This is a genomic window from Rheinheimera texasensis (genome assembly GCF_964031785.1).
GTDB classification, from domain to species: Bacteria; Pseudomonadota; Gammaproteobacteria; order Enterobacterales; family Alteromonadaceae; genus Pararheinheimera; species Pararheinheimera texasensis_A.
Genome location: NZ_CAXIRE010000019.1, coordinates 548,552 through 560,695, shown reverse-complemented (window position 1 = coordinate 560,695; position 12,144 = coordinate 548,552). Strand labels below are relative to the sequence as shown.

Here is a 12,144-nt window from a genome sequence, read left to right as displayed (position 1 = left end):
TTACAACCAGACCGCCAATAAACCCTGACGCCAGAACACCCAAACCGCAACCACAATCACCACTAAAATCAGCCACAAACCGGCGCTGCTTTTGTGCTCATAGGGGTCGGTCAGCGAACGACTGGAACCCGATGGCAAACTGGCCAAAGCGGTTAAACGAGTACCAAAGGCGATACTGAGTTTGGCGTTGGTATTAACCGCCCAGCCGTTGGCATCGAGCAGCGGTGCCAGATTACGCGCCCGCAGTTTAAACCAGGCCATCAGCATTGACGGGCCGGAGATAAACAGCACCACACCCAACAGTGCCAGCGGCATTTGCCACCAGACCAGGCCGAGGAAGCCGGTCACGACAGCAGCCAGCGCGGTGCCAATGGCGCCGATAGCCAAACCGATGGCAGCAAAAATACCGGCAAATTTGGCCACATCAAAAGGTGCGGCCGGTTTGGCGGGGGCGGGTGCGGCAGCGGTTTTCGCCGCATCACCGACGCCAGCGGCGCTTTGTGCTTCAATTTCTTTATCTTTGGCGGCAGCAAATTTCTGGATTTGATCGGAAATCATCCGGCCAATGCGCTGGTACGGCGTAAAAAAGGCTTCGCGGATACTGATGGGGTTGCTGACAATTTGCGTCACTGTCGCATCCCAGTCGATGCCGGCGCGGTCATAAAACACGCCGTTGCGGCCGACCATCAGGTTACCGGCATCACCGGCAGTCATCGCGGCAACCACGGATTTCTTCTCGCCGTTGCTACGCACACAATCCAGATATAACAGATACATCCCGCTTAATGCCGCCAGTTTGGCGTGTTTGCCGGCGTCGTTGACGTTCAGGCATAAATCGCAGCTGCGGCCGTCAATATACAAGCGGCCGTTCTGGAAAATCGCCGGTTTTTCTAAGCTGTAAAAGCTTTCAAAACTGACAAAGTTACGCAGTAAATCGCGCAGACTTAGCTGATAACGCACCAGCTGGTCGACGTCGAGCACCGACTCGGCTTCGGCTTGTTGCGCCAAATCGGCGTCGATTAACGCGATGGCGGCCGCTACTGTGTCGCTGTGCAGACAAGCGCTCAGCACTTCCGGCGCGAGGGTCGCCACCACAGTAGCCGGCTGCGCCGCTTTCCAGTCGGCATAAGGTTGTAAGGTGTTGCTCAGCAGCTGCCAGTCGGCGCTGCTGATGGCGTCAACATTGCCCCACAGGTTGCCGGCCAGCGACGCCAGACAGGCCAGAGCGTCGGCCCATTGCGGATGCACACCTTTTGTCAGCGGTAACATACCGCTGCTGTTCACAGTGGCGAGCGGCAGGTGGCTGTCCGCGCTGTTGCTGGCGTTCAGCAGCTGGCGCGACAGCGCAGCATAATCTTCGGCACTGCCGTTCAGCGCCGCCGTGGCATTGGCGTCATAAGCGGCCAGCTGGCAGCGGATAAAATAGTCAGTCACTTTGGCGTGCAGGCTGCTGTGCAGCTGCCAGGCTTCGTCGGTCGCGTCCCCGAGCACTTTGCTGACGGCTTCGCCTTGTTGTTGCCATTGGCAGAATTCCTGACCGGCGCTGACAAACTGGTCCAGTTGTTCGCGGTTAATGCCCGGCGCACCGCTGCGGTCTGGCGTCTGTATGCCCAGCTCCAGCAGGGTATTGATCAGTTGTTTCAGCGCGTCGGTGTTTGCCAGTTCGACGGTGATCACGCCGTCACCATTGAGCTGGTCGGCCGGAAAAATCAGCGCTAAATCAGCGGTGTCGGCCGTGGACAACGCGGTCGCATCGGGTTTACCGAGGTTTTGTAAAATCCGTTTGGCCGAGGCCAGCAGTTTTTGCCCGGCTTCACTTTGCGTGCAAATGGCGCTTAATGGCAGCTCTGTGCCGGTTAACAGCACTTCCGGCCGCTGCAGCACCGACAGTGCCCAGGCCACTGCCGCTTTGACTTCATCAATCCGCACCCGGCCATCATGATCGTCGTCCAAATAAGCCATCATCCGCGGGTCCAGCTCGAGCCCTTTGACCGGGCAACTCAGTGCCGCCCAAAGTTTTGGGTCCAGCGTCGCCAGCTGCTGCCAGTCTTCGATTTTATCCAGCCGGACCTGATCAAAACCGCCGGAGCGGAAAAAACGCCATTGATGTGCCATGTAACTTTCCTTATGAAATGACGCGCCGAAGCCAAACCCACGCGGCGCCTGAAGCGGAGCTATCAATATTTCATTGTTTGGGCAGACCTGCAACTGATGCGGCAACAGATCTGTACTTTGACATGGTGAAACGGGTCGGCCGGTGCAATGGTTCCTGCAGGGCCGGACCGGTATTGTAACGCCTCAGCGGCACTGCGTCGGCAATCGATAGCCAGCGGGGTTCGACGGATCAAAGCCATCGGTGAGGGTACAAAGAAATTGAATCAAATCAGCGATGTCGTTATCACTCAGTCTGTCACTACCATTGGCTTGCGGGCTGAATGGCGCATGCTGCAGCGGTTGTCGCCACAGTGCCGGCGAATCATGGTATGGCACATCCGGTTTATTCGCCACGGTCCGGTAAATTCGCGCCGGTTGTGTGTCGCGCCAGCGGTAAAAGTCCAGCACCTGACGGAGTTGCCTGTAAACGCCATTGTGAAAATAAGCCTGACGGATCGCCACATTGCGCAGGCCCGGTACCCTAAAGGCGCCGCAATGTTCAGCAAACTCGGCCGTTTTACGCATCGGGCCACATAGACCGAGATCATAAAACCGGTGCTCTGTGCTGTCGCCCTGATAGGCCCAGCCGCTTTGACCTGCAGCGGCTAAAGCGCTGTCAGTTTTAGCGTCTTCGTTGTAGGGAATTTGCCAGTTCCGTGGTACCGCATGGCGGACATAACTATGGTTGGTGAAAAGCTCCGGCTGGCCCGGTTGAGTGGCCGCAGAGCTGTGGCAGGCCGTGCAATTGCCGCGTTGTGGGTCGCGGAACAAGGCCAGACCACGGCTTTCAGCAGCGCTGAATTGCGCTTGTCCTTGTGCCACCGCATCAAACTTACTGTTGAATAACCGGAATGAAGAGTCTTGTTGTTCAAATGCGGCGATAGCCTGACTGACTTGTTGCACCAACACAGTCGCATCTGTGGACGGGGGAAATTGCTGCAGGAATGCCGATCCGATGGGCTGCTGCAAAATACGCTGCATCAACTGTGCGGCATCAGCGTTGGCCATTTCGTGCTTTGAAAATAAAGGTCCGGCAACCTGTGCGCTCAGATCTGCGGCCCTGCCATCGGCGAATTGTCCGCCAATGGGTGTGCCGCGCGCTGAGCTGCTGGCAAGCGGTAGCGCCAGTGCAGACCAGGAAAAGGTTGGGGTGAATGCCTGATAACCAAGTGCGGGGCTGCGACGAAATCCAGGCAGAGCCCGGTTCATTCCTCCAGGTTGGGTCGGCGCTGATTCCGCAGGGCTGTAGCCAAAGGCCGGATGATGACAGTCGGCACAAGTCTGCGCGTTCGCTGCAAGATCAGCACTGAAAAACAATATTTTGCCGAGCTGCGCCAGTTTACTCAGTTGCGGCGGCAGCAGTGGCAGCGTGATTTGTTGCTGCACCTGTTGGCCCTGATCGGGGTAGAACAGGGTCAGCCGGTCGCTGCCCTGACATCCTGTCGCCGAATAACTTTGTAGCCACTGTGGGCCGTCCGCTATCGGCGCTCCCCCCAGTGTGGCCAGATTTTGCCCGGCGCATTGTGAACTGATGCGCGGCGCCGGCACTGGCACGGGCCAGGGTTGGCCACGGCCATCGACTGGGGTCAAAACCAGCGTGGTCACGCTGTCTGCCGGGAGTGGCGACTGACTGAAGCTCACCAGAAACCGGAGTTCGGCGACTGCAGGTGGGCGCACATCATTTGTGGTATTGGTTGTTTCGCCGCCACCGCAACCGATCAGCTGTGTGATGATGAAGATAAACCCTGCCATTGGCCACTGTCGCATCGGCGGTCCCTGCACTCTCTGTGGTTGGTGAAAAAACATGCTATTGTCTAGCGCTGTCATTTGCAAATAAATTGTTGCATTATTTGGTTTTAAATGCGTGTTGTCGCCTGCTGCCATAGATGCCCCTGCATTTGCAGGTCAAGCAAGTTTTGCCGCAATAATCTATAGAGCAGCGGACCAGTCATCAGGCTGATTTAATCTTGCGCAGCTGATTAATTTGGTGCTTTGATCCCAAGGATTTGGCAGAACTGGAAGGTGAAAGATGGGGCTGGCGCGGTATTTGTTTTCTTGGATGATAAGCAGCTGCATAGTGGCGGGCGCGAATGCTAGCGCTGAACCCAGTCAGTCGACTGACTGGCGTTATCTGCAGCAACACAGCCTGTCGGAGTTGCAAAGCCAGCAGCAAGCGCTGCAACAGCGTTTTGCCCGGCTGAGTGCTGCAGAAGCCGAGCAGCTGCTGGCGCTGGAGTTAGCTTTTCAGTCGGCGGATCAGGCGGACTATCAGGCGAACCTGCAGCAGGTGCAGCAAGCCGTCGCAGCTTATCAGGCGCTGGTACAGCAGGTGGAAGCGGGCTGGGTGCAGGCGGCGTGGCTCGGCAATCGCTGGCTGCGTTTGCGGGCTGATGCAAAAACCGCAGCGGAACAGCAATTATTTATGCGGACTTTTCTGGAGCAATTTGAGCCAGAGCCAGACTTAGCCGCCAAACTACACAAAGCCTTTGCGGTGGCGTTACAACCGATCAAACAGCAGATATACCTGCAAAATCAACGCTGGTTACAACAGCAACTGCAAGCAGCCGGTTGGTTTGATATTTCGAAAACCTCAGCGGACGCGTCGCAGGCGGCCTGGCTGATGGTGCAACATGCCGATTGGGACCCACAATGGCAGCAGCAAGTGCTGCAGTTATTGCAACCCAAGGTAAAACAAGGCGAATTTCAGCCGCGTTATTTCGCGTATCTGGCTGACCGGGTCGCGATCAACACCGGGCAACCACAGCATTATGGCACTCAGGGGGCCTGTGATAATCAGTCTGGACAATGGCAACCTTTTGCGGTGGAAAATGTGGCGCAACTTGATTCAAAAAGGCAAGAGATGGAACTGGAGCCTATCGAGCAGTATCGGAAGAAGTTTCGTTGTACCAGTACCAAGCTGAAGCCGCAGTCTGGCGCAGCAGTCCCTCAAAGTAGAAAGTAATCGCAAAGGGTGAGCGCAGCGAGGTGCGCGGATGTTGTTGCTCATTACATCGCTGGCAACAGAGCCACTGCAGTGAGCGCCTCGTTCAATCCACTCGATGATATAGCGGCTGTCGTGCCAGCCGCCATACTCTGCCGATTATCCCCGCGCCAGCAACGGCCTCAGATACTGCCCCGTATAAGATTTTTCAAAAGCTGCCACTTGTTCCGGCGTGCCGGCGATGAGGATTTCGCCGCCACCGCTGCCGCCTTCCGGGCCTAAGTCGACTATCCAGTCTGCGGTTTTAACCACATCTAAATTGTGTTCAATGACTACCACTGTATTGCCGGCGTCGCGCAGTTTATGCAGCACGTTCAGCAGTTGCTGAATATCGTAGAAGTGCAGGCCTGTGGTCGGCTCGTCGAGGATATACAGCGTTTTGCCGGTGTCGCGTTTACTCAGTTCGCGCGCCAGTTTCACCCGCTGCGCTTCGCCGCCCGACAAGGTGGTGGCGGACTGGCCGAGCGTGATATAGGTCAGGCCGACGTCCATCAGGGTTTGCAGTTTGCGCGAAATCGCCGGGATGCTGTCGAAGAAAGCCCGCGCATCTTCCACCGTCATTTCCAGCACTTCGTGGATGTTTTTGCCTTTGTATTTCACTTCCAGTGTTTCGCGGTTGTAGCGTTTACCTTTACAGACATCACAAGGCACGTAGACGTCCGGCAGGAAATGCATTTCGACCTTTAATACGCCATCGCCCTGACAGGCTTCGCAGCGCCCGCCTTTGACGTTAAAACTGAACCTGCCCACCTGATAACCGCGTGACCGCGCTTCCTGGGTGCCGGCGAATAAATCGCGTACTGCGGTGAAAATGCCGGTGTAAGTGGCCGGGTTCGAGCGTGGCGTGCGGCCAATCGGGCTCTGATCGATGTCGACGCATTTATCAAAATGCTCCAGACCTTCAATAGCGCGGTGCGGCGCCGGGTCGTCGCCCTCGCCTTTGTTCAGCACTTTGTGTGCAACGCGGAACAGCGTGTCGTTGATCAGCGTTGACTTGCCGGAGCCGGACACGCCGGTGATACAGGTCAGTACGCCAAAAGGAATGCTTAAATCGACGTTTTTCAGGTTATTGCCGGTCGCGCCCAATACTTTGAGTTCTTTGCCTTTTTTACCTTTGTGCCGCGTTTCTGGCACAGCGATTTTGCGGGTACCAGACAGATACTGGCCTGTCAGTGAATCAGGCGCCGCTTCGATATCGGCCAGCGTGCCCTGCGCGACTATATTGCCGCCATGCACACCGGCGCCCGGGCCTATGTCGATGATATGGTCGGCGAGGCGCACCGCGTCTTCGTCGTGTTCGACCACAATCACGGTATTACCCAAATCGCGCAGGTGCGTCAGGGTGCCGAGTAGCCGGTCGTTATCACGTTGGTGCAAACCAATCGATGGTTCGTCCAACACATACATCACGCCGACTAAACCGGCGCCGATTTGACTGGCCAGGCGAATCCGCTGCGCTTCGCCGCCGGATAAGGTCTCGGCGCTGCGCGATAAATTGAGATAATTCAGGCCCACATTGACCAGAAACATCAGCCGGTCCTGAATTTCTTTGAGTACTTTTTCGGCGATTTTGGCTTTTTGCCCGGTTAGCGTCAGCTCAGTGAAAAACTGATGGCAGTCGCCAATCGACAACTCGACGATTTTCGGCAAATTGGTTTTACCGATAAACACATGGCGCGCTTCTTCGCGCAGGCGTGAACCGTCACAGACCGGGCAAGTGGTGGTGGCGAGATATTTCGCCAGCTCTTCACGCACCGCATTGGATTCGGTTTCGTGATAACGCCGCTCCATATTCGGCAAAATGCCTTCAAACGGATGTTTGCGCAGCACGATGTCGCCACGGTCATTTAAGTATTTGAATTCAATCTCTTTGCGCCCGCTGCCGCTCAATATCGCTTGTTGTTGCTCGGGCTTCAGGCTTTGAAACGGCGCGTCAACGTCAAAACCATAATGTTCGGCTAAGGATTTCAACATCTGGAAATAATAAAAATTGCGTTTGTCCCAGCCGCGAATAGCACCGCCGGCCAGGCTTAACGCCGCATCAACAATGACTTTATTGGCGTCGAAATATTGTTTGACGCCCAAGCCATCACAGGCGGTACAGGCACCGGCCGGGTTGTTGAAGGAAAATAACCGCGGCTCCAGTTCGGCCATCGAATAACCGCAGGTTGGGCAGGCGAAGTTGGCGGAGAAAATCAGCTCTTCAGCCGATGGGTCATCCATCGAGGCCACTTTGGCGATACCGCCGGATAACTCCAGCGCAGTTTCAAAACTCTCGGCCAGCCGCTGTTTGATGTCGTCGCGTACTTTGATCCGGTCAATCACCACTTCGATGGTGTGTTTTTTGTGCAAGTCGAGCTTTGGCGGATCAGACAAATCACAGACTTCGCCGTTGATACGGGCGCGGATATACCCTTGGGCCGCTAGGTTTTCCAGCGTTTTGACGTGTTCGCCTTTGCGGTCCTGCACCACAGGCGCCAGCACCATTAATTTACTGCCTTCCGGGAAGGACACTACTTTGTCGACCATTTCGCTGATGGTTTGCGCCGCCAGCGGTAGGTTGTGCGTCGGGCAGCGTGGCTCCCCAACGCGGGCAAATAACAGCCGCAGATAGTCGTAAATTTCGGTGATAGTGCCGACGGTGGAACGCGGATTGTGTGACGTAGATTTTTGTTCAATCGAAATCGCCGGCGACAGACCTTCGATATGGTCCACGTCCGGTTTTTCCATCAGGCTCAAAAACTGGCGGGCGTAGGCCGACAAGGATTCGACATAACGACGCTGGCCTTCGGCGTACAGCGTATCAAAGGCCAGCGAAGATTTGCCTGAGCCAGATAAACCGGTGATCACAATCAGTTTGTCGCGCGGAATTTCCAGCGAAATATTCTTCAGGTTGTGAGTACGGGCGCCGCGGATATCGATTTTATTCATCACAGTCTCTGTTTATGGCCTTGGGATCGGGCGGGAGCTATATGGCTGAGGATGCTGCCCGGATCAATGCTGCAGAAGGATAAGCAGGAACTGTATATAAATACAGATGTTTTCGCAAGTCTCAGGCCGGTGAAAAACCAGCCTGAGCCAGATGACAGTTATTGCAACAGGCGCGACATATCAACCAGTTCAAGGTCGCTGCTAACGCTAAGATAACGTTCGTAATAGGATTTATGTGCCGAACCGACAATCGCCAGCACTTTGCTGTGGGCACCGGTGATTTCGCGGATATTGGCCACCATCCGCATGTTGCGGGTTTCCCAGTAGGCCAGATATTTGCGGCCGGACTGGCCGCTTTGGTTATCGCCTGCCGCTGCGCCAAAATCGCCGGCCACCGCCAGCTGGCTTTCCAGCGGCGCATTTAGTTCGCGGTACCAGTCGAGTAAACTCACTGCCGGGTCGCTGCCAATTTGCTGCAGACGTTGTTCAAAGCCGTTTTTACGTTGGGTGGCGGCAGCGTTGTTCCAGATTTTTGTCATCTCAGCACCAAAGACTTTTTCATCCATTACGCCGATAGCGCGGTCGCCGGTATGGTCGTCGACCGGATAGACCCGCTCGTGGCCGAGTTTGACGGCGAGCGCAGCGCCAATGCTGATATTTTCATTATTGGACAACCGGCGTTTTTCCAGCGCCTGCACCAGATCCGGCGTCAGGCCATCGGCGGCTTTTTGTTCCGAAGGCGGCAGCCGTAACCATTGCACCAGCGCGGACACCGGGTCGCCGGCTGCCATCATCAGTGCTGAAAGCCGGCGACGCTCGGCGGCCGGGCGCTGTGCTTGTGGGGTTGCCAAAATTTTTTCCAGTTCAGCACTGGCCTGCGCCCCGGTTAGATTCAGCGCTTTGCGGGCGCCGCTTGGGTCATAACAATATTGTTCGGCGCTGTCCGGATATAAAAAGACATAGTCGCGCAGCAAATCACATTGCGGCCCGGCCAAACTCTCAATGGCGATTTTATCCGGCGCAAAAGTCTGCAGCTTCGCCAATAAAGGAGCTAAGCGCTGCTGGTTAAAATCAGCTGGTAATGCGCTTAGGTGTGCGGTGGCCAGCACGGCAATCTGGCTGAGCTGACCGCGTTTGGCTGCCGCCTGGTCGGCTTGCAATACTGCGCGGGCATGGTCGGTCAGCGGCCTTTCTTGCAACGGCTCTGCTGCAACTGCTGCGGTTTGCCACAGCAACAGGGTACTGAATAAGCAGCGTCTGAACATAAATTCTCCGGAAAATAGTCATGAAATCAACGACAAAATAAGCAGCTGCCACTATCTGTACAACGTGACAGAGGCGCCGGATTTGTAACAAAGTCTGCTGATGCATGCCCGCAGTCACAGCTTGTAGCCAGTGGTCGAATCGGTTTGCAATTGTTGCAGGCAAAGCCTAAGGTGAATTGTTAACGCTTTTTCTGCAGGCAGTATGACCACAGAACAAATTTACACTTTAGCGATGATGCAACTGGCACTGGTGATCCTGATTGCCAGCACCCGGGTGCATCCGCCTAAACCAGATGTGCCGAGCCTGCGTTTGTTTCAGATCTCCATCGCCTGTGATGCTATCAGCTGGTTGTTTTATTTGTGGCCGGTACAACCGGTGTTGCTGTTGATCTCCAGCATCGCTGCAGCGTTTAACTTTTGGTTATTACTGGCCTTCGCGTTAAAACGCTGCCAACGCAGTGTGCCCTGGTGGTTGCTGACGGTGATGATTCCGCTGCAGGCGGGGGGCTATACCTGGTTCAACCTGCATGAACAGCAACAAGCCTCAATGCATTTTATGACCTTCGTGACTGCACTGGTCACGCTACCAATTGCCTGGTTATTCTGGTTTCGCAAAGCAGGCCGCACAGTATCGGACCAGAGTTTTGCTATCGTGATGTTGTGCTGGTTTGGTGTCTGCGTGCTGCGCACTGTGACGGTGGAGGTGCAGCAGGACTGGATTTTGTCTGGTTATCTGGTATCGCAGGTGCTGTGGCCCGGCATCATGGCGGCTTATGGCCTTTTTGTGATCACTGGTTATCTGGAAGAAACGCAGCAACGGCTCAGGGCTGAAGCGGTGCTGGACCCGTTGACCGGGCAGCTGAACCGGCGCGGTCTGCATGAAGTGGTGGCCGGCAGCGTCAGCTACCTGCAGCGCAATCAGCAGCCGGCGGCATTATTGATGATAGATTTGGACCACTTTAAGCGCGTCAACGACCAGTTTGGCCATGATGGCGGCGATTTGGTTCTGGAACAAACCGCCAAAGCCATCAAAACCATGCTGCGGCAAAGTGATGTGCTGGCGCGCTTTGGTGGAGAAGAATTTCTGGTATTTCTACCGGCGGCCAATCGTGACATGGCCCAGCGCACTGCGGAACGTTTACTGGAAGGTGTCCGGCAGCTGGAGTGGCCGGCGTCGATGCCGGAAGATTATCAGCTGACGATCAGTATCGGTGTCAGTGTGTTTGGCCCGGATTATGACTTTGGCCGCACGCTGCGTCTGGCTGATCAGGCGCTGTACCGCGCCAAACAAAATGGCCGCGATCGCATTGAATTCGCCGGGACAGCTGCCGACTATTAAAGGCCTGTGGTACAATCCGCCGCTCTTTTGCTGCCCGCCTTTTTCTGCTGCGGGTACTGCCTGAATCGACTTGAGATCCATCAGATATGCAACATTTAACCGCACTGGAACGGCGGGCCGCGATTTCGCTGGCGCTGGTTTTTGCGTTCCGTATGCTGGGCCTGTTTATGCTGATCCCGGTTTTTGCCATCTACGGCAAAGACTTAGTTGGTTTTTCCCCGGTCTGGATTGGTCTGGCTATTGGTGCTTATGGCCTGACGCAGGCTGTGTTGCAAATCCCGATGGGCTGGTTGTCGGACCGGATTGGCCGCATGCCGGTGATGCTGCTGGGCTTGACCTTGTTTGCGGTGGGCTCTGTGGTCGCGGCGCTGGCGGAATCGGTATATGGCGTGACCTTTGGCCGAATTTTACAGGGCATGGGTGCTATTTCCGGCGCCGTGCTGGCACTGGCCGCCGATGTGACGCGCGAAGAACAACGTCCGAAAGTGATGGCAGTGATTGGCGCAACCATTGGTTTATCTTTCGCCGTGTCGATGGTTGCCGGCCCGGCGCTGGCCGCCTTTGGTGGCTTAAGTGCCATTTTCTGGTTTACCGCCGCGCTGGCGCTGGTCGGCATTGTCATAGTGCTGACGCTGGTGCCAAAAACGCAGCAGCAGGCCATCGACAGTGAAGCTTTAGCCCGGCCCGGTTTTATCTGGCAATTATTTTGTCACCCGCAGCTGCGGTTATTAAATCTGGGTGTGCTGGTGCTGCACCTGCTGCTGACGGCGATTTTTGTCGTGATCCCAACGCAATTGCTGGCTGATGGCTTAGCCGCGCCGCAGCACTGGCAGGTGTATCTGCCGGTGTTTGTCGCCGCTTTTGTGCTGATGGTGCCGCTGATGGTGTTGTCGATGCGTCGCCAGCAGGAAAAAGGCTATTTTTTATTCGCCATCGGCTTGCTGATTGTAAGTTTATTGTTAATGATGAATGGCGGGCTCTGGCCATTAGCCATAGCACTGCTGGTGTTTTTCACCGGATTTAACTATTTAGAAGCCAGTATGCCGGCGCTGGTGTCGCGTATTGCACCGGCTGGCCAGAAAGGCACAGCGATGGGCATTTATGCCAGCCTGCAGTTTTTTGGTGCCTTTTTAGGCGGGGTGTTGGGTGGCAGTATTTCCGGTCAGTTTGGTGCTGCCAGCCTGTTTGCCCTTGCCGGCGGAATTGGTTTAATATGGCTTTTTCTGGCCACGCGCATGCAAGTCCCGCAGCGGGCCCAACGCTTGTCTTATAAGGTTTCCGGCGTTGATGACGCTGCAGCCAAAACGCTGGTCCGCCAGCTCAGCAGCCTCGATGGCGTGCTGGAAGCGACAGTTGTCGTCAACGAACAACGCTGTTATTTAAAAGTCAGCTCTGCCGGTTTTGACCCACAACAGGTTGAAGCTTTGCTGAGTCGTCACAGTTAATCAGGAGAA

General features: G+C 55.6%; 7 protein-coding genes. 3 read left to right on the top strand and 4 right to left on the bottom strand.

The window, feature by feature from the left end:
- Both ABNT34_RS10945 and ABNT34_RS10940 read right to left on the bottom strand, forming a co-directional pair.
- Positions 1-2,115: a hypothetical protein gene (locus tag ABNT34_RS10945; RefSeq protein WP_348731523.1), complete on the bottom strand. Its 2,115-nt coding sequence runs from the start codon at positions 2,113-2,115 to the stop codon at positions 1-3.
- A 183-nt stretch (positions 2,116-2,298) separates the two neighbouring features.
- Positions 2,299-3,921 (bottom strand): cytochrome c peroxidase, encoded by a 1,623-nt coding sequence (locus ABNT34_RS10940; RefSeq protein ID WP_348731521.1) that lies wholly within the window; start codon positions 3,919-3,921, stop codon positions 2,299-2,301.
- Positions 3,922-4,231: 310 nt separating this feature from the next.
- Here ABNT34_RS10940 and ABNT34_RS10935 point away from each other — a divergent pair, with 310 nt between their 5' ends.
- The gene (locus ABNT34_RS10935) at positions 4,232-5,116 is read left to right on the top strand and encodes a DUF6624 domain-containing protein (RefSeq protein WP_348731519.1); all 885 of its coding nucleotides are present in this window, start codon (positions 4,232-4,234) and stop codon (positions 5,114-5,116) included.
- 138 nt (positions 5,117-5,254) lie between these two features.
- Here ABNT34_RS10935 and uvrA read toward each other — a convergent pair whose 3' ends face one another.
- Both uvrA and ABNT34_RS10925 read right to left on the bottom strand, forming a co-directional pair.
- The gene (gene uvrA / locus ABNT34_RS10930; protein WP_348731517.1) at positions 5,255-8,086 is read right to left on the bottom strand and encodes an excinuclease ABC subunit UvrA; all 2,832 of its coding nucleotides are present in this window, start codon (positions 8,084-8,086) and stop codon (positions 5,255-5,257) included.
- 158 nt (positions 8,087-8,244) lie between these two features.
- Positions 8,245-9,351 carry a DUF5694 domain-containing protein gene (locus tag ABNT34_RS10925; protein ID WP_348731515.1) on the bottom strand — a complete coding sequence of 369 codons (1,107 nt, stop codon included), beginning with the start codon at positions 9,349-9,351 and terminating at the stop codon, positions 8,245-8,247.
- Between the two features lie 202 nt (positions 9,352-9,553).
- Between ABNT34_RS10925 and ABNT34_RS10920 the strand changes: the two genes are divergently transcribed.
- Both ABNT34_RS10920 and ABNT34_RS10915 read left to right on the top strand, forming a co-directional pair.
- The gene (locus tag ABNT34_RS10920; protein ID WP_348731513.1) at positions 9,554-10,690 is read left to right on the top strand and encodes a GGDEF domain-containing protein; all 1,137 of its coding nucleotides are present in this window, start codon (positions 9,554-9,556) and stop codon (positions 10,688-10,690) included.
- Between the two features lie 86 nt (positions 10,691-10,776).
- The gene (locus tag ABNT34_RS10915; protein ID WP_348731511.1) at positions 10,777-12,135 is read left to right on the top strand and encodes an MFS transporter; all 1,359 of its coding nucleotides are present in this window, start codon (positions 10,777-10,779) and stop codon (positions 12,133-12,135) included.
- Positions 12,136-12,144 lie beyond the last annotated feature (9 nt).